Below are 19733 nucleotides of genomic sequence, written 5' to 3' on the forward strand. Positions count from 1 at the left end.
CGGGCCAGCCAGGTGAACGCGTCACCCAGCCAGCCTTCGGGCTTGTTATCGTCAATGGGAGACCACCTGTGCATTGCTATACGCTGGCGCGGCGGCCGATCTGTGCCGCGCTGTTCGGCGCGTTCGGCCTGTCCGCCGCCACGGCTCACGCCGATTCGTCGCCGCAAGGCGCCACCCCGCCTGCCGCCGTCCTGACCGCCGCCGCGTCCACGCGCGGCGATGCGGCGCTGCTCGACCCCGTCACCGTCACGGCCACCCGCACCGCCACCGTGGCGAGCCGCACGGCGGCGTCCGTGTCGGTGATCACCGACGAGGATCTGGAAGCGCAGCAGGCCACCAACATCAAGGACGCGCTGCGCTACGAGCCCGGCATCACGGTGCGCCGCACCGCGTACCGGCCCGGCAGCGCCGCGCTCGGCGGCGGCCGCGACGGCGATTCGAGCATCAACATCCGCGGCCTCGAAGGCAATCGCGTGCTGCTGATGGAAGACGGCATCCGCCTGCCGAACGCGTTCTCGTTCGGGCCGCTCGAAGCGGGTCGCGGCGACTACGCCGATCTCGACACGCTCAAGCGCATCGAGATCCTGCGCGGGCCGGCGTCGGCGCTCTACGGCAGCGACGGCCTGACCGGCGCGGTGAACTTCATCACGAAAGACCCGAGCGACCTGCTGTCGATTCACGACAAACCCTATTACTTCTCGTTCCGGCCGAGCTACGACTCGACCGACCGCAGCATCGGCGCGACCGTGTCGGCAGCAGGCGGCAACGACCGCATCCAGGGGATGATCATCGCCGACGGCCGGCGCGGCCACGAGGTCGACACGCGCGGCGGCAACAACTCGGCGAGCACGCTGCGCACGACGTCGAACCCGCAGGACGTCTATTCGGAATCGCTGCTCGGCAAGCTCGTGCTGACGCCGACCGCGCGCGACACGGTCAAGCTCACCGCCGAAACGGTGCAGCGGCGCGTGAGCACGGACGTGCTCTCCGCGATCAATGCGCCGGCGACGCTCGGCCTCACGACTCACGACCGGCTCGAGCGCAACCGCTTCAGCGTCGACTACGACTTCCGCGACGACGCATTCCGCTGGTTCCAGACCGCGCACGTGCAGTTCTACTACCAGGACGCGAAGCAGGACCAGTACGCGTTCGAGACGCGCAGTGCGCCGCTGAAATCGCGCTCGCGCGACAACCAGTACAAGGAACGCACGTTCGGCGGCGCCGCGTTCGCCGAAAGCGGCTTTGCGACCGGCCCGCTCGCGCACAAGCTGCTGTATGGCGTGGACGGCAGCCTGTCGCGCGTGACGAACATGCGCGACGGCACGGTGCCGGGCGTCGGCGAAGCGTTCCCGAACAAGGCGTTCCCCGACACCGACTACACGCTGTTCGGCGCGTTCGTGCAGGACCAGATCGGCTACGGCCGCCTGCTCGTCACGCCGGGCCTGCGCTTCGACACGTACCGGCTGAGCCCGACCGAAAACGATCCGCTGTTCACCGGCAAGGCCGTGTCGACGAGCGCGAACGAACTATCGCCGCGCGTCGCCGTGCTCTACGAGATCACGCCCGCGGTCATTCCGTACGTGCAGTACGCGCACGGCTTCCGCGCACCGACGCCCGACCAGGTGAACAGCAGCTTCTCGAATCCGGTGTACGGCTACACGTCGATCGGCAATCCGAACCTGAAGCCCGAAACCAGCGACACGTTCGAAGCCGGCCTGCGCGGCAAGGCCGGCACCGGCTACGGCGTCGTGCGCTACAGCGCGGCCGCGTTCACCGGCCGCTACCGCAACTTCATCTCGCGCACGACGATCGCTGGCAGCGGCCGCCCGGTCGACCCGTTCGTGTTCCAGTACGTGAATTTCGCCGACGCGCGCATCCACGGCCTGGAAGGCCGCGCCGAATGGGTGATGCCGAACGGCATCACGCTGAAGACGGCGATGGCGTTCACGAAAGGCTCGACGCAGAACGACGGCGCGGCCAGCCAGCCGCTCAACACCGTGAACCCGTTCTCGGCCGTGTTCGGCGTGCGGTACGAACCGGGCGAACGCTGGTTCGTGCAGACCGACCTGCTGTTCCAGGCCGCCAAACGCGACAAGGACATCGACAAGTCCGACTGTTCGAACAAGGCGTGCTTCACGCCGCCGTCGTCGTTCGTCGTCGACCTGCGCGGCGGCTACCGCTTCAACAAGCACGTGAGCGCGACGATCGGCATCCGCAACCTGTTCGACCGCAAGTACTGGAACTGGTCGGACGTGCGCGGCATCGCGGCCGATTCACAGGTGCTCGATGCGTATTCGTCGCCCGGTCGCACGGTCGCCGTCAGCATGAAAGTGGATTTCTGATGCGCGGTGCCCGCGCTGCCACCCCAACCGTTACTTGAAGGAGTCCGACATGATGCCATCCGCCCTTCCCGGTCAATCGGCCACGCCGGCCCGCGCGGCCGCCGCGCTGCGCGACGCGTTCATCAAGCTCAAGACCGAGCGCCAACTGCGCAACCGCGACGTCGCGCAAGCGCTCGGCGTCAGCGAAGCCGAGGCGCTCGCCGCATTCGTCGGCGAGCACGTCGTGCGGCTCGACGCGCGCTTTCCGACCATGTTCGAGGAAATGCCGCGTCTCGGCCGCGTGATGGCGCTCACGCGCAACGACACGGCCGTCCACGAAAAAGACGGCGAGTACGCGCAGATGAGCCACGACGGCCCCGTCGGCCTCGCGCTCGGCGACATCGACCTGCGCATCTTCTATCGTCACTGGGTGTCGGCGTTCGCGGTGCGCGACGAAACCGCGCACGGTCCGCTGAAGAGCCTGCAGTTCTTCGACGCGCAGGGCCATGCGGTCCACAAGGTCTACCTGCGCGCGCACAGCGATCATGCCGCATACGACGCGTTCGTCGAACGCTGGCGCGCGCCGTCGCAGGAGCCGGGCCTCGAGGTCGCGCCCGCCGCGCCGAAAACGCCCGAGCGCGCGGACACCGAGATCGACGTCGCGGGCTTTCGCGCCGCGTGGGACGCGATGACCGACACGCACCAGTTCTTCGGCATCACGCAGCGCTTCGGCGTGAGCCGCATGCAGGCCCTGCGCCTCGCCGATCCGCAATACGCGTATCCGGTCGAAACCGCGCATGCGTTGCGCCACGTGCTCGAACAGGCGGCCAAAAGCGGCCAGCCGATCATGGTGTTCGTCGGCAACGCGGGGATGATCCAGATCCATACGGGCCCCGTCGCGAACGTGCGCGAGGTCGGCGCGTGGATCAACGTGCTCGATCCGGGTTTCAACCTGCATGTGCGCGAAGACCTGATCGCCGCCGCGTGGGTCGTGAAGAAGCCGACGAGCGACGGCATCGTCACGTCGCTCGAGCTGTTCGACCGGCAGGGCGACCATGTCGCACTGCTGTTCGGCGAACGCAAGCCGGGAAAGGTCGAACGCGACGACTGGCGCGCGCTCGTCGCGACGCTGCCGCCGGCCGCACGCGGAGCCGCGCGGTGAGCGCGCGGCCATTCGATCCGCGCCGCCGTACGCTGCTGGCCGGCGCGGCGGCCGGCGCGCTCGCGGCGGGGCTGCCCGGTAGCGTGCTCGCACAAGTTGCGCCCGCCGCACCGAAGCGCGTGATCGTGATCGGCGGTGCGCTCGCGGAGACCGCGTTCGCGCTCGGCGGCGCCGAGACGCCGCGTTACCGGCTCGTCGGCGCCGACACGACCTGCACGTATCCCGACGCCGCGAAGCGCCTGCCGAAGGTCGGCTACCAGCGCGCGCTGTCGGCCGAAGGGCTGCTGTCGCTGCGGCCCGATCTCGTGCTGGCATCGGCGGAAGCCGGCCCGCCGACGGCGATCGCGCAGGTGAAAGGCGCCGGCGTGACGGTGACGACGTTCGACGAACACCACGACGTCGAATCGGTGCGCGCGAAGATCGCCGGGGTCGCGCAGGCGCTCGACGTGCGCGACGCCGGCGCCGCGCTGCTGCGGCGTTTCGATCGCGACTGGCAGGCCGCGCGCGACGCGGTCGCCGCGCGCGTGCCCGGCGGCGCGCAGCCGCCACGCGTGCTGTTCGTGCTGAACCATACCGGCACCCAAGCGCTCGTCGCCGGCCAGCGCACCGCCGCCGACGCGATGATCCGCTATGCGGGCGCGCGCAACGCGATGCAGGGCTTCGATCACTACAAGCCGCTGACGACCGAGGCGCTCGCGGCGGCCGCACCCGACGTCGTGCTGATCTCCGACGAAGGGCTGGCGGCCGTCGGCGGTCACGCCGCGCTGCTCGCGACACCCGGCTTCGGCGCGACGCCGGCCGGCCGCGCGCGGCGCGTCGTCTCGCTCGACGCGCTGTTCCTGCTCGGCTTCGGCCCGCGCCTGCCGCTCGCCGTCACGACCCTGCATCGACGCCTGTCGGATGCGCTCGCCTGATTCCGGATCGACCCGATGCCCGCTCACGTTTCGCCCTTCAACGCGCCATCGTCCGCCTCGCGCGCCGGCGCCGCGCGCATCGGCACGTCGCGCCGCTTCGCGCCGTTCGTCCTGGCCGCGCTCGCCGTTCTGGTGGGCGCGATGTCCGTCGTCGCGCTGTGCGTCGGCGCGTACCGTATTCCGCTGGCGCAAGCCTGGGCCGCACTGAGCGGCGACGCAGCCGCGCAACAGGCGCGCGCCGTGCTGTTCGACATCCGCGCACCGCGCGTCGCGCTCGCGCTGCTGGTCGGCGGCGGCTTCGGCGCAACCGGCGCCGCAATGCAGGCGCTGTTCCGCAATCCGCTCGCCGATCCGGGACTCGTCGGCGTGTCGAGCGGCGCCGCGCTCGGCGCGACCGTGCTGATCGTGCTCGGTCCCGCGCTCTTCGCCGCACACGCGAGCGCGGCCGCGCTGCCGGTTGCCGCGTTCGCGGGCGGCCTCGCGGTCGCGGCGCTCGTCTACCGGCTGGCCGCATCGCGCGGCCGGCTTGCGCTGCCGCTGCTGCTGCTCGCCGGCATCGCGATCAATGCGCTGGCCGGCGCGGCGATCGGGCTGCTCACGTTCGTCGCCGACGATGCACAGCTGCGTTCGCTGACCTTCTGGAGCCTCGGCAGCCTCGGCGGCGCGCAATGGTCGACGCTGGCGGCCGTCGCGCCGTGCGTCGCGCTCGGCTGCATGCTGCTCGTGCGCGAACGCGATGCGCTGAATGCGCTGCAGCTCGGCGAAACCGAAGCGCTGCATCTCGGCGTACCCGTGCAGCAACTGAAGCGGCGCGTGCTCGTCGCGGTCGCGCTCGCCGTGGGCACGCTCGTGTCGTGCGCGGGCATCGTCGGCTTCATCGGGCTCGTCGCGCCGCATTGCGTGCGCCTCGCGTGCGGTCCCGACCAGCGCATCGTGCTGCCCGGCGCCGCATTGCTCGGCGCGTTGCTGACGCTCGCTGCCGATCTCGCCGCGCGCACCGTCGCTGCGCCCGCCGACATTCCGCTCGGCGTGCTGACCGCGCTGCTCGGCGCGCCGTTCTTCCTCGCGCTGCTGTGGAAGAACCGCGGCGCGCTCGGCGGGTAACCCCTTCTTCACGACGACCATGCTGACCGCCCACCACCTCGACGTCACTCGCCGGCACGGCACGATCCTGCGCGACCTGTCGCTGTCGATCGAACCCGGCCGCGTGACGGCGCTGCTCGGCCGCAACGGCGCGGGCAAGAGCACGCTGCTGAAAACCTTCGCCGGCGAGCTGATCGGCAGCGTCGCGCCGAACGGCGTGCGCGTGAGGGGCGACGTCACGCTGAACGGCGAACCGCTCGCGCGCATCGACGCGCGGCGGCTCGCGTGCCTGCGCGCGGTGCTGCCGCAGGCCGCGCAGCCGGCCTTCCCGTTCAGCGTCGACGAAATCGTGCTGCTCGGCCGCTATCCGCATGCGCGGCGCGGCGGTGCGCGGCACGTGATCGCACACCGCGATCGCGACATCGCGTGGCGCGCGCTCGAACGCGCGGGCGCCGATGCGCTCGTCGGCCGTGACGTCACGACGCTGTCGGGCGGCGAACTCGCGCGCGTGCAGTTCGCCCGCGTCCTCGCGCAGCTGTGGCCCGACCACCACACGACGGAACCCGGCCCGCGTTACCTGCTGCTCGACGAGCCGACCGCCGCGCTCGATCTCGCGCACCAGCACCGCCTGCTCGATACCGTGCGCGCCGTCGCGCGCGAATGGCAGCTCGGCGTGCTCGCGATCGTCCACGATCCGAACCTCGCCGCGCGGCATGCGGATGCGATCGCGATGCTCGTCGACGGCACGGTCGTCACGCATGGCGCACCGCGCGACGTGATGACGCCTGCCCATATCGCGCGGTGCTATGGCTTCGCGGTGAAGATGGTGGAAACCGGCGACGGGACGCCGCCGGTGATGGTGCCCGCGTAGCGCGGGCGTGTGTCGCACGATCGTTGCGTCGCTCGATGTCGTACGCTGCCTTTGGCTGCGGCGTTCTTTCCAGATCCGTCGTATCTCCCCTTCGAGGAGCCCTCGTGCCGCTTCCGATGACCCGCATCATCCTGTACGTCCGCAACGTCGCGTTGCTGAAGGCGTTCTATCGACGGCATTTCGCGCTGCCCGTCATCGAGGAAATCGACGGCGAATGGGCCGTACTCGACGCGGGCGCAATCGAGCTGGCGCTGCATCGGGTCGGCCCGGCGTTCCGCCATGCGGCCGCATCGGCAAGCACGAACGCGAACGCGGCCGCCGGCAACGTGAAGCTCGTATTCACGATCGACGCCGATATCGACGCGTATCGCGACCGGCTCGCCCGCGACGGCGTGACCGTGCGCGCGCTGAAGCGCTACGACGGCTTCCCGTACCGGATGGTCGACGGCATCGATCCGGAAGGGAACGTCTTTCAGGTGATGCAGCCGGACTGAATGCCGGCGCGCAGGCCCGGGCGCGAGCGCTCAATACTCGACGTCCGCCGCGCCGAAGCGCCGCATCTTCCAGCCGAGCCGCACGGCGAGCATCCGCATCGAGAAGCCGGCCGCCAGCGCGACGAGCGCCGCGCATCCCGCGTCGATGCCGACATGCTGCATCCCGACATACAGCGCGCCCGTGACGAACGCGACGCTCGCATACAGTTCCTCGCGCAGGATCAGCGGCATCTCGTTGCACAGCAGGTCGCGCAGCATCCCGCCGCACACGCCCGTGATCGCGCCGGCCAGCACGACGATGATCGGCGCCGTGCCGGTCGACGCGCCGACGTCGCAGCCGATGATCGTGAACGCCGCGAGGCCGATCGCATCGACGGTGACGAACAGCGTCTTCATCCGCGCGACGCGCCGCGCCGCCCACGACGCGACGGTCGCCGCGACGAGCGTGATCACCAGGTATTCGGGATGCGCGATCCAGCCGAGCGGATAGTGGCCGAGCAGCACGTCGCGCACGGTGCCGCCGCCGAGCGCCGTCACCGCGCCCACGAGCGCGAGCCCGAAGCGGTCCATCCCGCGGCGCATGCCCATCAGCGCCCCCGACATCGCTTCCGCGACGATCGCAATCAGATAGAGCGTATGCATGGCGCGCGTCAGTCGTCGGTCCGGAACAGGTCGAGCACGCGTTCGCGCTCGGCCGCATCGACAGCGGCAGGCATCGGTGCGTCGCGCTTGCCGTGGTCGGCCGGCGCATCCGACGCATCGGCGGCTACCGCGCCGCCACATGCAAAGCGGCTGCGGATATACGGCGGCACGTCGGCCGTGCACGTGCCGCGCGTGTATTCGGCGTAGACGAAATCGCCGTCGACGAGCGCGACGTCCTGCGGCGGCGTCGCAGCGACCGGCGTGCGCCCGTCGACGGCCGTCTTCATGTAGTCGAGCCAGACCGGCAGCGCCAGCGTCGCGCCGGTCGCGCGCCCCATCGGGCGCGGCGTGTCGTAGCCGAGCCACGCGACCGCGACGATGCCCGACGAGTAGCCGGCGAACCATACGTCCTTCGCCCCGTTCGACGTGCCCGTCTTGCCCGCCGTGTCATCACGCCGCAGCGCGAGCGCGCCGCGCGCGGTGCCGGCCCGCACGACGTCGCGCAGCATGCTGTCCATCACGAACGCATTGCGCGCCGATACGACCCGCTCGCCCGCCGGCACGGTCGCCTCGTACATCGCGCCGCCGTGGCGCTGCTTCACCGACAGGATCAGGCGCGGCTCCATCCGCGTCCCGCCGTTCGCGAACACGCCGTATGCGCTCGCGAGTTCGAGCGGCGTCACGGCGCCCGCGCCGAGCGCGAGCGGCAGCGACGCCGGATTGCGCTGCGCGTCGAAGCCGAAACGCACCGCGTGCTGCTGCACGTAGCGCGCGTCGGCGGCCTGCATCAGGCTGACCGCGACCAGGTTCTTCGAGCGCACGAGCCCGCGCCGCACCGGGATGAAGCCTTCGTAGCGATTGCCGAAATTACGCGGACGCCACGGCCGCGCGCCGGTTTCCGCGTGCGTGAGCGTGCGCTGCGTATCGTCGACGAGCACGCCGGGGAAGTAGCCCTTCTCCAGCGCGGCCGAATAGACGAACGGCTTGAAGCTCGAGCCCGGCTGGCGATACGCCTGCAGTGCATGGTCGAACACGTTGCGGTCGAAATCCGCGCCGCCGACCAGCGCGAGCATGTCGCCGGTGGCCGCATCGAGCGACACGAGCGCGCCTTCGAGCCCGTTGCGCATGTCGCGCTTCGCGCGCGGCTGCCGGCTCAGCGTGCGCTCGAGCGCGGCTTCGGCCGCGCGCTGGTCGCGCATCGAGATCGTCGTCGTCACGTCGAGGCCCAACGTGTACGCGTCGTCGTGAAACCGCTCGACCATCATGCGGCGCGCGCGCTCGGCGACGTACGGCGCCGCAACGATCCCCGGCGGCGGCGTGGTCGCCAGCACGATCGGCGCGTCGACGGCCGTGCGATACGCCGCGTCGTCGAGCTGGCCGAGCGCATGCATCCGGCCGAGCACGTAGTTGCGCCGCGCGGTCGCGCGCGCCGGATTGACGACCGGATTGAACGCGGACGGCGCCTTCGGCAACCCGGCGAGCACAGCCGCCTCGCCCGCGCTCAGCGCATCGAGCGGCTTGCCGAAGTACACGTGCGCGGCCGCCGCGAAGCCGTACGCGCGCTCGCCCAGATAGATCTCGTTCATGTACAGCTCGAGCAGCTTGTCCTTGCTGTATTCGCGTTCGAGCTTGGCCGCCATCAGGATCTCGGCGAGCTTGCGGCTCAGCACCTTGTCGCGCGTCAGGTAGAAGTTGCGCGCGACTTGCATCGTGATCGTGCTGCCGCCTTGCCCCGGCTGCCCGGTGACGACGTTCGCGAACGTCGCGCGCGCGAGGCCGCCGACATCGACCGGGCCGTGTTCGTAGAATTTCGCGTCCTCGGCCGCGAGCAGCGCATGCCGCATCAGCGGCGGGATGCGTTCGAGCGGCACGAACTCGCGCCGCTCGACGCCGTATTCGGCCAGCAGGTCGCCGTCGCGCGAGAAGATCCGCAGCGGCAGCGCGGGACGATAGACGGCCAGGTGTTCGACGGACGGCAACTGCGTCCAGATGCGATCGATCGTCCATGCGCCGATGCCTGCGCACGCAAGCGTCAGGCCGAGCAGTGCGCCCGCGAGCGTGCGCCATACGCGGCGGCGTGGCGGTGCGGATGGCGGCGCGGGCGGCGGCGGACTGGCGGTGGGGTCGGTCATGTCGGGCTCCTTCTTCAATGCCGCGACGGCCGGCGCGCGAGCGGCGCCGATCGGTCGCGAAAGGCGCGCATTGTCGAAGGGATCACGTGAAACCGGAACATTCTTTAGCCAAAGTTTGGCTGGCTAAATTTTATTTAGGAAAGCGCTTTGGGGCCGGCTCGCGCCGTGTATGCGGGTCTGCGGCACGTCGTCGCGACCGAGCGCACCGGGCGCATGAACCGGTTCGCTTGTACCATCGTCGGATGTTCGATCGATATCTCGACCTGTGGGGCCTTGCCCCCGACGGCGGCCCGATCCTGACCGCGAGCGGCGGCCTGTTGCCGGTCGTCTGGCACGCGCGGCCCGCGATGCTGAAAGTCGCCACCTGCGACGAAGAGCGCCGCGGCAATGCGCTGATGGCCTGGTGGAGCGGGCAAGGCGCCGCGCAGGTGTGGCGGCACGACGGCGACGCGATCCTGCTCGAACGCGCGCAGCCGGCGCCGTCGCTGGCCGCGTTGTCGGCGGCGGGCCACGACGACGACACGATGCGCATCGCCTGCGACGTCGTCGCGCGGCTGCACGCGCATCGTGCGCCGCAGGTGCCTGCGGTCGTGCCGCTGCACGACTGGTTCTACGCGCTGCTGTCGAGCGATGCCGACAACGACACGCTGCGCCGCTCCGCAACGAGCGCACGCCAATTGCTGGCCGAGCCATCCGTCGACGAAGTCGTGCTGCACGGCGACATCCATCACGACAACATCCTTCATTTCGGCGATCGCGGCTGGCGCGCGATCGACCCGAAAGGGCTGCGCGGCGAGCGCACGTTCGATTACGCGAACCTGTTCTGCAATCCCGCGCACGACATCGCGGTCGATCCGGTGCGTTTCGAGCGGCGCGTCGTGCTCGTGGCCGACGCGGCGCAACTCGACCGGCGGCGGTTGCTGCAATGGATACTCGCGTGGTCGGGGCTGTCGGCCATATGGTTGATCGAAGACGATCTGCCGCCCGATACGCGGCTGCAGGTCGCCGCGCTGGCTGCGGCCGCGCTTGACCGGTAACCCCACACCGCACGCATCGTCGATGAAAAAAGCCCACCGGCTCACACCGGCGGGCTTTCGCGTCCCACTTGCGCGGCGCTTCAGCGCGCCGGGTTCAGCGTCAGGTTCATGTGACGATTCACATCCTTGTACAGCAGATAACGGAACCGCCCAGGCCCGCCCGAATAGCACGCCTGCGGGCAGAACGCGCGCAGCCACATGAAGTCGCCGGCTTCCACCTCGACCCAGTCCTGGTTCAGGCGATAAACGGCCTTGCCTTCCAGCACGTACAGGCCGTGCTCCATCACGTGCGTTTCGGCGAACGGAATCACGCCGCCCGGCTCGAACGTCACGATGTTCACGTGCATGTCGTGGCGCATGTCGCTCATGTCGACGAAGCGCGTCGTCACCCATGCACCGTTGGTGCCCGGCATCGGGATCGGCTCGACGTCCTGCTCGTTGGTCACGAACGCTTCGGGCAGCGGAATGCCGTCGACGGCCTGGTAATGCTTGCGGATCCAGTGGAAACGCACCGCCGCATCGCTGACGTTGTGCAGCGTCCAGTCCGCGCCCGGCGGAATGAACGCGTAGCCGCCCGGCTTCAGCGTGTGCTGCTTGCCTTGCAGCGTCAGCTCGGCTTCGCCTTCGACGACGAACAGCACGGCTTCGGCGTTCTTGTCCTGCTCGGGCTTGTCGCTGCCGCCGCCCGGATTCACTTCGACGATGTACTGCGAGAAGGTTTCCGCGAAACCCGACAGCGGGCGGGCGATCACCCACAGGCGCGTGTGGGTCCAGAACGGCAGCCAGCTCGTGACGATGTCGCGCATCACACCCTTCGGAATCACCGCGTACGCCTCGGTGAACATCGCGCGATCGGTCAGCAGATCCGTTTGCGGCGGGTGGCCGCCGTGCGGCGCGTAATACGTTGTCTTAGACATATTGCATCCAGGCAATGGGTTGGTCCGGCCCCGGGCGCAAACGGCATCGGGCGGTTCGCATGCGCGTGGGGCACGCATGCGACGGCGGGACATCGTTGCCGGGGTGGCTTGAAAGCGCATGCGCCTTCGATCGGTCGGCCAGGCTTCGCGTCGGGTCCGTCCGGTTCGGGGGACGCGGCGGGCCGGGTCGTCGGGCCGGCGGCCGGGCCGCCGCACTCGCGATCATGCGGCGAGGCGCGGACGACGGCGCGGTTCGACTCCGTACGCGAGCATCGCCGACGATAGCGAAGTCGATCGCGATCGACCAATTAAATGTTGCGATGACATCCATTCGATTTACCACTACCTGGCGGCGCCTGCGACGCGCGGTCGGGAGGCGTCGCGAGGCGCGCTGACTATCAGGGAAATCCTGACGGTCGCGACGTTCGTGCAATGCGTCCATACACGGCAACGCGGCGCGCAAGCGACGGTCTCGGTGCATTTCGTGACGCGGATCGAAGTCGGTTGCTACGTGCGCGGCAGCGGATCGCTGCGGCAGGATCGCGGGAGACGATCAGGTCAAGTCAGGTTGGAACGAGTCGACGTGTCGAAGGAAAAGCAGATGTCGTTCGGCCGATCCAGTGCGGACGCATTCGGACGCGTTACGACGCGGCGACTGGTGTCGTCGAGAAACGGGCAAAAGGCGGGAGGAGAATGGCCGGCCGTCGATCGGGCACATGACAGCGGCTGATGCAGTTGGAGGACAATCGCCGGTCTGGCCGGCGAAGCGGCCCGGCAGGACGCCGGGCTGAAGCTCGCGTCGGGATGCCGACGCCGTCGGCGCGCCGGTGCGCGGCTCGCGCACCGTACCGCGCCAGCGGCGATCAGTCCCAGTCGCGGTGGTGACGATGCTTGCGGTGACGGTAGCCGCGGTCGCCGTGATCGCGATCGTACGAACTGCGCGACATGTTGCCGCCGAGTGCCGCGCCGGCGCCGCCGCCGACTGCCGCGCCCAGCAGGCCGCCCGTACGACCGCCCATCGCGTTGCCTGCCGCGGTACCTGCGCCGCCGCCAAGGGCGCCGCCGATGATCGCGCCGGTGCGCTCGCGACGGTTCGACGTCACCGCGCCGCCGGCGCCGCCGCCGATCGCGCCGCCGATGACGGAGCCGGTGCTGCCGCCGACCGCGCCGCCGACCGCTGCGCCGGCAACCCCGCCGAGCGCGCCGCCGAGCGCGTTGTTCAAGTCACCGGCCACTGCCGGCAGTGCGGTCGCGCCGGTCAGCACGGCGACGACGAGAGCGGGGGCGATTTTCTTCCACATTCCCGTATTCTTCCTTGTTCGCAATTCTGGTTATCGAAGTCCGCTCGGTACGACGATCTGAATCGATCGACGTCGGGCCAAGCATTGTGCCGAACCGCGGACCAATTCATTTCAATGAGCTTGCGGCGAAGAATAGCACCGGTCCCGCATTCCTGCCGTGGACATTCTGGTAACAAGTTGTTTACGAATCGCGCATGTCGAACGCGTACCGGAAATCGCTCGAAATCCTTGCTGGTATTGACTCAAGCAAGGGTCCGGCCCCACACCGACGCAGACCGCTCATGCGCGCGAACGCACGTTTGAGACACACGTGGCAACACATCTGCACATGCCGTAAGCGGCCTTCAAACGGCGGGCGGAGAAAAGATGGCGGGGTCAGTACACGCCAGGCAGCAACCGCCACGTCCGCGCGCAGTACGCGTCGTATTCGGCGCCGAATTGCGAACGCAGCAATGCCTCCTCCGAACGGATCCGTGCGACGAGCGGCACCAGCATCAGGGCGACCAGCAGCACGCCGATGCCCGAGCGAAACGCCAGCGCCCAGCCAAGCGAATTGACGAGCAGACCGAGATAGCTCGGATTGCGGATGCGGCTGTAGACGCCGCCCGTCACGAGCGTATGGCCCGGCTGGATCGCGACGAGCCCGCTGAAGCGCTTGCCGAGCACGAACACGGGCCAGATGCGCAGCACGCCGCCCGCGATGTACAGCACGACGCCGGTCCAGCGCACGGTGTCGCCGCCGAAGGTCCAGACGTCGAGCCGGTCGGTCAGCGCGGGCAAGTACGCGAGCAGGAAGCCGCTCGCCGCGAACGCCGCGAGCACCCAGCGATTGTCGCGGTTCTCGCGCTCGCCGCTGCTCAGGTTGCCTTCGGTGAACAGTGCGGCGACGGCCATCGCGAACGTCGCGACGACGACGACGATCAACGGCGGATGCGAGAAGAACACGGCGAACCCGCCGCTGCCGAGCACGGCGAGCCCGAGGTAGACGAGCGTGGCGACGCTCGACAGGACGACGAGCTTGGGGGTAACTGTCATGATGACGGCCTCGCGGGGGCGTGCTTTCCCGTGAAGTATAGGAACTACACACACCGGGGCCGTGCGCCGCCGTCATGCGGCGCGCGCGTTCGCGCGCATCGTCAACCCTCACGCGGCCAACCGGGGCCGGTATGGCCCGGGCTGGCGCACTGCGGCGGATCAGCGGATGCGGAAGTGGCCGCCGATTCCGACGCTGACGGGCGGCGCGTAGTACGCGGGCGCATAGCCGTAGCCGTACCCGTAGTAAGCCGGCGCGGGCGCGTAGCCGTATGGCGGCGCGACGTAGCAGCCGGACAGGCCGCCGATCAGGGCAAGCATAATGAGAAGTCTGGACATGGCTCGGTTCCCGGCGCGAAAGACGAATGGCACCGCGCGAAGGCCGTGCCGCCGCGACGGGCGGCGGCCGGCACGAAGAGGCGATCCACCCTTCCTGTCGCTCGATGAAACAATGCGCGGAGTCTAGCGCCGGGCCCGGCCGGCCGAGTTTCCCGGCCGGTTACACGTGTTACCTGGTGTGACCGCTGAAACAGGCTCGGGCGGCACGGCGGCCGGTGGACGGCGGCTGCACCGGGTGCGTCGAGCCGTTACACGAAGCGGGCGCGGATGCGCTGCGCGAGCGCTTCGAGCGTCGCCGCGTCGGCGACGTCGCGCGCATGCATCCGCAGCTCCGCGCCTTCCCAGCGCGGAATCACGTGGAAATGCACGTGCGGAACCGTCTGGCCAGCGGCCGCGCCGTTGAACTGGCCGATGAACACGCCGTCCGGCTCGAGCGCCGCGCGCACTGCCGCCGCGACGCGCTGCGTCATGCGGATGCCGGCCGCGGCCGCATCGCCGGACAGCTCGAAGATCTGCGCGGCCGGCTCCTTCGGAATCACGAGCACGTGGCCGTCGGCCTGCGGCATCAGATCCATGATCGCGAGCGTCGCGTCGTCTTCGGCGACCTTCACGCAGGGCAGTTCGCCGCGCAGGATCCTGGCGAACGGGTTGTTGTTGTCATAGGACATGGCGTTTTCCGATCTCGGTTGGACAGTGGGACGGGGAGAGAGCAATGCCGGACGATTATCGGCCGATGGCCGGCCCGATATCAACTCGCCGATCGCACGACGCCGGCCGGCCTGTCGGGCACGCGGCAGCGCGAACGCACGCGGCCGTCATCGCGCGTCACGCGGCTGCGATTGCAACGTCTCGCCCGAACCTGCGACACTGCCGGATCGTTGCCGGCCGGCACGCCACCGAGGATGCTCGCGCATGACGATCCCCCTCAAGAAGCTGATTCTGCGCGGTATCGCGTTCGCGCTCGTTGCCGCGATCGGCTACACGGGCTACATGCTGTCCCGGCTTGCGCCGATCGCGACCGGCTATGCAGCCAAGGCGCTGTGCTCCGGCGTGTTCGTGTCGGGCCGCCCGGCCGCATCCGTGATCGACGTCGACATCATGGCCGGCGTCCATCCGTTGCTGAAACTGGTGCGCCCGTCGATCGACCCCGACCGTCATCGCGCGGTGGCGACCTTCGCCGGCTTCGCCGAACGCGAAGCCGACTTCCGGCCGGGACTCGGCTGCACGCTCGCACTCGTGCCCCCGACCGGTGCGGCGGCGGCCACCTTGCCCGCCGCATTGCCGCCCCTCCCCGATCCGCCGCCCGCGCCGCCCGCGCCACCCGCACCGCCCGCGCCGGCCACGCCGCCCGCCGGCATCGACGCACACAAGCTGCAAACCGCGCTCGACCGCGCGTTCGACGAACCCGATCCGGCGGGGCCGCGGCGCACGCGGGCGGTGGTCGTGATGTGGCGCGGCCAGGTGATCGCTGAACGCTATGCGCCCGGCTTCACGGCCGACACGCCGCTGCCCGGCTGGTCGATGACGAAGACCGTGACGGCCGCGCTGGTCGGCACGCTGGTCGCGCGGCACAAGCTGTCGCCGGACGCGTCGGCGTTGCTGCCCGAATGGCGCGGCAGCGGCGATCCGCGCGCGGCCATCACGCTCGACGAGCTGCTGCGGATGACGAGCGGCCTGCAGTTCAACGAGGACTACGACGACCCGCTGTCCGACGTCGCGGTGATGCTGTTCACGCAGCCCGATACCGCGCGGTTCGCATCGGCGAAGCCGCTTGCCGCGACGCCCGGCGCGCAATGGTCCTACTCGAGCGGCACGAGCGCGATCGTCGCGCGCGTGATGCGCGAAGCGCTGGGCGGCAGCGACGCCGACTACCTCGCGTTTCCGCGCCGTGCGCTGTTCGCGCCGCTCGGGATGCACAGCGCGGTGTTCGAGCCCGATGCGTCCGGCACGCTCGTCAGCGCGTCGTACATGTATGCGAGCGCACGCGACTGGGCGCGCTTCGGGCAACTTCTGCTGCAGGACGGCGTGTGGAACGGGCAGCGGCTGCTGCCGGAAGGCTGGGTGCGCTACCTGACGCGCGCGACGCCGCAGTCGTCGCGGCAGGAATTCGGCGCGCACCTGTGGGTCAAGGTGCCGGAGCCGTTCAACGATCTCGATCCGCATGCACACGCGATGCCGGCCGACGCGTTTCACGCGGTCGGCCATGAAGGCCAGTTCGTGAGCGTGGTGCCGAGCCGTCAGTTGGTGGTCGTGCGGCTCGGGCTGTCGCGGCCGGAAGCCGCGTGGAATCACGAGGCCTTTCTCGCGCGCGTGCTCGACGCGGTGCCGGCGTCTGGGGCGTGACGACGGGCCGTGGCCCGCCGGACGCGAGAAAGCGGCGGCAGTGACGCCGCCGCTTCACGCGCTATCTGCGCTGCATTACGGATTCGCGCTGCCCGCGTACTGCTTGAAACCCTCGCGCGTCGCGAGACGTTCGATATAGCGCGACACCGCCGGCAATTCCGGATGTTCGAACGGCGTGCCGAACCAGCGGTTCACCGACAGGCCGATCGGAATGTCCGCGAGCGTGAACGTGTTGCCGGCCACGTACGCACCGGTCTTTTCGAGCTGCGCATTCAGCACCTGCATGTGCTTCGTCCAGCCCGCGATCGACTGCGCGATGCCGCCCGGATCCTGGTGATCGGGCGATTTGCGCACGAGGCCGAGGAATGCGCCGACCCACGAGCGGTTCAGGTCCGAGCCTTGCCAGTCGATCCACTGGTCGACCCGCGCACGCGCCTGCGGCTCGGCCGGATACAGCGCATCGCCGCCGTAGCAGTTCGCGAGGTAGCGGATGATCGTGTTCGATTCCCAGAGCACGAAGTCGTCATCCTTGATGACGGGTACGAGCGCGTTCGGATTCAGCGCGAGATAGGCCGGATCGTGGGTGGTGCGAAAGCCCGCGCCCCAGTCTTCCTGTTCGAACGGCAGGTTCAGTTCGGTGCACAGCCACAGCACCTTGCGGACGTTGATGGACGGAATCTTGCCGAGGACGTGCAGCATGCGGTCTCCTTGTGGGGGCGGGTGCGGGGCATTCGGGGCGCACGGCAGGCTCCGAACGCGTTCACGCGGAATTTATACACGACCTCGCGGGAAACGGCAGGTCTCGGGCGCGAAATCGGCGTGCGGCCGATTCGTCAGGTCGCGCAGCGCGTGCTCGGCCGTCGGGAAGCGGAACATGAATCCGTCCTGATGCAGCCGTGCCGGCACCACGCGCTGCCCGTCCAGCAGCAGCTCGGCCATCTCGCCCATCGCGGCGCGCAGCGGCGCGGCCGGTACGTGCAGGAACGCCGGGCGGCGCAGTACCTTCGTCACGACCTGCACGAATGCGCGCTGGGTCAGCGGCGCCGGTGCGACCGCGTTGTAGACGCCGCGCATGCCCGCGTTGGACATCGCTCGCGCGACGATCCGCAACACGTCGTCGCGGTGAATCCAGCTCATCACCTGCGCGCCGTCGCCGAATCGGCCGCCCAGCCCGAAGTAATGCGGCATCAGCATCGGGCGCAACGCGCCGCCCGGGCCGAACACGATGCCCAGCCGCAGCACCACCGCGCGCACGCCGTGGCGCTCGAGTGGTTGCACGGACTGCTCCCACTGCCGGCACAGCTCGGACATGAAGCCGGTGCCGATACTGCTGCCTTCGTCGAGCCGTTCGTCGCCCGGCCGCACGCCGTAGTAGCCGATCGCCGACGCCTGGATCCACGTACGCGGCTTGACCTCTGCGGTTTCCACCCAGCGCATCAGTGCCTGCGTGACGCCGACGCGGCTGGCGAGCAGCAGCGCCTGCCGGCGCTTGCTCCAGCGTGCGCCCAGCACCGGCGCGCCGGCGAGATTGACGACCGTGTCGAAGCGCTCGTGCGGCTGCAACTGGTCGACGGACGTCACGCTGCGCACGCGGCCTTGAAACAGGTAAGCCGCGCGCAGCGGATCGCGTGCCAGCAACGTGACCGTATGCCCTGCATCGAGCAACCGGTTCACGAGCGTTTCGCCGATGAAGCCGGTCCCGCCGGTGACGAGCACGTTGCCCGGCCGCTGCCCCGCGAACGGGTTGGCGGCCGGTGAGCGTGGCGCGATACGGCACGCGGCGATCCCGTCGCGCACGCCGGACACCGTCACGCCGACGGCGAACAGGCCGAGCAGCCAGCCGCGCCAGCCGAGGTCAATCGCGTGCAGCGCGGTGGGCGCGCGCACCCACACGGCGAGCTGCATCGCGATCATGCCGAACAGCGCGCCGCCGTTGACGGCCAGCAGCGTATGCAGCACGCGCTCGGTCGCCGGCAGCTTGCGGCTCTGGTCCTCGACGACGAAATCCCACAGCGTCAGCACCACTTCGACGAGCACGACTGCCGCGAGCGCCGCGACCCACGCGCCGTGAAACGCGACGTTCGCGATCGACGCGAACACGAGGCCGTACAGCACGGACCGCACCGCGTGAATTGCCAGTTCGAGCCGCGCGCGCGGGCTGTGCGGCAGGTCCTGCGTGAGTTCATGGTGGTAAAGCGTATCGAATGCGCCCATCGCGCCCTGCACGATCAGCAGGTCGAGCGCCCAGTCGAAAGCGGGCAACGTGTTCATGCGGTATCCCTCCTCCACAACCAGACCAGCGGCGGCACCATCGCGACGAGTGCGGCCACGTCGATCGCCACGTGCTCCCACACCTGCGCCTGCCACGACAACAGCATGTCCTGCGGCGCCCAGATCAACAGGCCGGCCAGCAGCCAGCCCCACACTTCCCGCTTCCGCAACCGGTTGCCGAGATGGACGAGCGCGAGCATCCAGACCGCGGTGCACTGCACCGTCGCGCCAAGCAGCGACATCCACCAGACCTGCTGGGCGCGCGCGGCGTCGGGCGCCGCGGTCGACCGAAAATGCCACTCGATGCCGCGGTGATACGCGTCGAGCCACGATGCGCCGGCAATCCACGGAATAGCCGCGCCGACGAGCAGGTGCGCGATCGCGGCTGCGTACATCCAGCGCACGACGGTGCGGCGCGGGATGTCGCGCGGCGGGCGATTCGCTGCCGTGCTTTCGGCGTTCCTGCCGAGGCTGCACGCGCCGCCTTCACGGCAGGCTTCCGCGCGATACCCGAGCCAGTGCGATACCGCATACCGGTTGCGGGCCAGGCGGCGATACAGCGGCGCGAACACGGCACGCATCGCCGGCACGCGAAGCAGCGAGGCGAACCAGCGACGCCCAACCAGCGCATGAGCGACCGCGATGCCGTCGATGCCGGTCAGCATGCGTCCGTCGGGCAGGCGCGCATGCAGCTCGCGATTCAGCGCGGGCAGGTCGACGCCCAGCGACCCCGGATCGAAACCCGGCTCGGCGATGTCGACGAACGCCAGCCGATGTCGCGCGTCGCGCTCGCCGAGACGCCGGACTTCCGCGACGCATAACGGGCATCGCCCGTCGAAGTAGAGAATCAATTCACTTGCGTCCATGCTTTGCA

General features: G+C 69.6%; 18 protein-coding genes. 8 read left to right on the plus strand and 10 right to left on the minus strand.

What is annotated here, in order from left to right:
* Positions 1-68 precede the first annotated feature (68 nt).
* The 6 genes from WT97_RS14850 to WT97_RS14875 all read left to right on the plus strand — a co-directional run bounded on the left by WT97_RS14850 (position 69) and on the right by WT97_RS14875 (position 6845).
* A complete protein-coding gene (locus WT97_RS14850; protein WP_060353691.1) occupies positions 69-2342 on the plus strand; it encodes a TonB-dependent hemoglobin/transferrin/lactoferrin family receptor in 2274 nt (757 codons plus the stop codon).
* 49 nt (positions 2343-2391) lie between these two features.
* On the plus strand, positions 2392-3483 hold the full coding sequence (locus WT97_RS14855) for a hemin-degrading factor (protein ID WP_059793037.1): 1092 nt from the start codon (positions 2392-2394) through the stop codon (positions 3481-3483).
* Positions 3480-4397: a hemin ABC transporter substrate-binding protein gene (locus WT97_RS14860; RefSeq protein ID WP_060353692.1), complete on the plus strand. Its 918-nt coding sequence runs from the start codon at positions 3480-3482 to the stop codon at positions 4395-4397. Before WT97_RS14855 ends, WT97_RS14860 begins: the two co-directional genes overlap by 4 nt.
* A 15-nt stretch (positions 4398-4412) precedes the next feature.
* Positions 4413-5501, plus strand: a complete 1089-nt coding sequence (locus tag WT97_RS14865) for an iron ABC transporter permease (protein WP_060353693.1) — start codon at positions 4413-4415, stop codon at positions 5499-5501.
* Between the two features lie 19 nt (positions 5502-5520).
* A complete protein-coding gene (locus WT97_RS14870) occupies positions 5521-6351 on the plus strand; it encodes a heme ABC transporter ATP-binding protein (RefSeq protein WP_059792881.1) in 831 nt (276 codons plus the stop codon).
* Between the two features lie 104 nt (positions 6352-6455).
* On the plus strand, positions 6456-6845 hold the full coding sequence (locus tag WT97_RS14875) for a VOC family protein (protein ID WP_059792879.1): 390 nt from the start codon (positions 6456-6458) through the stop codon (positions 6843-6845).
* A 30-nt stretch (positions 6846-6875) separates the two neighbouring features.
* Here the strand turns inward: WT97_RS14875 and WT97_RS14880 are convergent, their stop codons facing one another.
* Positions 6876-7487, minus strand: coding sequence for a trimeric intracellular cation channel family protein (locus tag WT97_RS14880; RefSeq protein WP_060353694.1), 612 nt, complete (start codon positions 7485-7487; stop codon positions 6876-6878).
* Positions 7488-7495: 8 nt separating this feature from the next.
* Positions 7496-9619: a penicillin-binding protein 1A gene (locus WT97_RS14885; RefSeq protein ID WP_060353695.1), complete on the minus strand. Its 2124-nt coding sequence runs from the start codon at positions 9617-9619 to the stop codon at positions 7496-7498.
* A 242-nt stretch (positions 9620-9861) separates the two neighbouring features.
* Between WT97_RS14885 and WT97_RS14890 the strand changes: the two genes are divergently transcribed.
* On the plus strand, positions 9862-10656 hold the full coding sequence (locus tag WT97_RS14890) for an aminoglycoside phosphotransferase family protein (RefSeq protein ID WP_060353696.1): 795 nt from the start codon (positions 9862-9864) through the stop codon (positions 10654-10656).
* Between the two features lie 80 nt (positions 10657-10736).
* Here the strand turns inward: WT97_RS14890 and WT97_RS14895 are convergent, their stop codons facing one another.
* The 5 genes from WT97_RS14895 to WT97_RS14910 all read right to left on the minus strand — a co-directional run bounded on the left by WT97_RS14895 (position 10737) and on the right by WT97_RS14910 (position 14913).
* Positions 10737-11573 (minus strand): bifunctional allantoicase/(S)-ureidoglycine aminohydrolase, encoded by an 837-nt coding sequence (locus tag WT97_RS14895; RefSeq protein WP_034206005.1) that lies wholly within the window; start codon positions 11571-11573, stop codon positions 10737-10739.
* An 863-nt stretch (positions 11574-12436) separates the two neighbouring features.
* Positions 12437-12874: a hypothetical protein gene (locus WT97_RS14900; protein WP_027781621.1), complete on the minus strand. Its 438-nt coding sequence runs from the start codon at positions 12872-12874 to the stop codon at positions 12437-12439.
* A gap of 375 nt (positions 12875-13249) precedes the next feature.
* A complete protein-coding gene (locus tag WT97_RS14905) occupies positions 13250-13909 on the minus strand; it encodes an isoprenylcysteine carboxylmethyltransferase family protein (protein WP_060353697.1) in 660 nt (219 codons plus the stop codon).
* Positions 13910-14068: 159 nt separating this feature from the next.
* Positions 14069-14245 carry a hypothetical protein gene (locus WT97_RS34565; protein ID WP_179949331.1) on the minus strand — a complete coding sequence of 59 codons (177 nt, stop codon included), beginning with the start codon at positions 14243-14245 and terminating at the stop codon, positions 14069-14071.
* A 248-nt stretch (positions 14246-14493) separates the two neighbouring features.
* Positions 14494-14913: an HIT family protein gene (locus WT97_RS14910; protein ID WP_011548975.1), complete on the minus strand. Its 420-nt coding sequence runs from the start codon at positions 14911-14913 to the stop codon at positions 14494-14496.
* 244 nt (positions 14914-15157) lie between these two features.
* On the opposite strand from WT97_RS14910, the gene WT97_RS14915 reads away from it, so the two are divergent.
* The gene (locus WT97_RS14915; protein ID WP_060353698.1) at positions 15158-16588 is read left to right on the plus strand and encodes a serine hydrolase; all 1431 of its coding nucleotides are present in this window, start codon (positions 15158-15160) and stop codon (positions 16586-16588) included.
* Positions 16589-16663: 75 nt separating this feature from the next.
* Here the strand turns inward: WT97_RS14915 and WT97_RS14920 are convergent, their stop codons facing one another.
* From WT97_RS14920 to WT97_RS14930, 3 genes are all read right to left on the minus strand, one after another.
* A complete protein-coding gene (locus WT97_RS14920) occupies positions 16664-17287 on the minus strand; it encodes a glutathione S-transferase family protein (protein ID WP_060353699.1) in 624 nt (207 codons plus the stop codon).
* A gap of 72 nt (positions 17288-17359) precedes the next feature.
* Positions 17360-18859, minus strand: a complete 1500-nt coding sequence (locus WT97_RS14925; protein WP_060353700.1) for a TIGR01777 family oxidoreductase — start codon at positions 18857-18859, stop codon at positions 17360-17362.
* Positions 18856-19725 (minus strand): thiol-disulfide oxidoreductase DCC family protein, encoded by an 870-nt coding sequence (locus WT97_RS14930; protein WP_060353701.1) that lies wholly within the window; start codon positions 19723-19725, stop codon positions 18856-18858. Before WT97_RS14930 ends, WT97_RS14925 begins: the two co-directional genes overlap by 4 nt.
* Positions 19726-19733 lie beyond the last annotated feature (8 nt).

It is taken from the genome of Burkholderia sp. MSMB1459WGS, assembly GCF_001534535.1.
Taxonomy (GTDB): domain Bacteria; phylum Pseudomonadota; class Gammaproteobacteria; order Burkholderiales; family Burkholderiaceae; genus Burkholderia.

Excerpts from the sequence above, each read along its gene's own strand:
- WT97_RS14855 (WP_059793037.1), top strand. The coding sequence starts at position 2,392 with ATGATGCCATCCGCCCTTCCCGGTCAATCGGCCACGCCGGCCCGCGCG.
- WT97_RS14865 (WP_060353693.1), top strand. The coding sequence starts at position 4,413 with ATGCCCGCTCACGTTTCGCCCTTCAACGCGCCATCGTCCGCCTCGCGC.
- WT97_RS14870 (WP_059792881.1), top strand. The coding sequence starts at position 5,521 with ATGCTGACCGCCCACCACCTCGACGTCACTCGCCGGCACGGCACGATC.
- WT97_RS14880 (WP_060353694.1), bottom strand. The coding sequence starts at position 7,487 with ATGCATACGCTCTATCTGATTGCGATCGTCGCGGAAGCGATGTCGGGG.
- WT97_RS14885 (WP_060353695.1), bottom strand. The coding sequence starts at position 9,619 with ATGACCGACCCCACCGCCAGTCCGCCGCCGCCCGCGCCGCCATCCGCA.
- WT97_RS14890 (WP_060353696.1), top strand. The coding sequence starts at position 9,862 with ATGTTCGATCGATATCTCGACCTGTGGGGCCTTGCCCCCGACGGCGGC.
- WT97_RS14895 (WP_034206005.1), bottom strand. The coding sequence starts at position 11,573 with ATGTCTAAGACAACGTATTACGCGCCGCACGGCGGCCACCCGCCGCAA.
- WT97_RS14900 (WP_027781621.1), bottom strand. The coding sequence starts at position 12,874 with ATGTGGAAGAAAATCGCCCCCGCTCTCGTCGTCGCCGTGCTGACCGGC.
- WT97_RS14905 (WP_060353697.1), bottom strand. The coding sequence starts at position 13,909 with ATGACAGTTACCCCCAAGCTCGTCGTCCTGTCGAGCGTCGCCACGCTC.
- WT97_RS34565 (WP_179949331.1), bottom strand. The coding sequence starts at position 14,245 with ATGTCCAGACTTCTCATTATGCTTGCCCTGATCGGCGGCCTGTCCGGC.
- WT97_RS14910 (WP_011548975.1), bottom strand. The coding sequence starts at position 14,913 with ATGTCCTATGACAACAACAACCCGTTCGCCAGGATCCTGCGCGGCGAA.
- WT97_RS14915 (WP_060353698.1), top strand. The coding sequence starts at position 15,158 with ATGACGATCCCCCTCAAGAAGCTGATTCTGCGCGGTATCGCGTTCGCG.
- WT97_RS14920 (WP_060353699.1), bottom strand. The coding sequence starts at position 17,287 with ATGCTGCACGTCCTCGGCAAGATTCCGTCCATCAACGTCCGCAAGGTG.
- WT97_RS14925 (WP_060353700.1), bottom strand. The coding sequence starts at position 18,859 with ATGAACACGTTGCCCGCTTTCGACTGGGCGCTCGACCTGCTGATCGTG.
- WT97_RS14930 (WP_060353701.1), bottom strand. The coding sequence starts at position 19,725 with ATGGACGCAAGTGAATTGATTCTCTACTTCGACGGGCGATGCCCGTTA.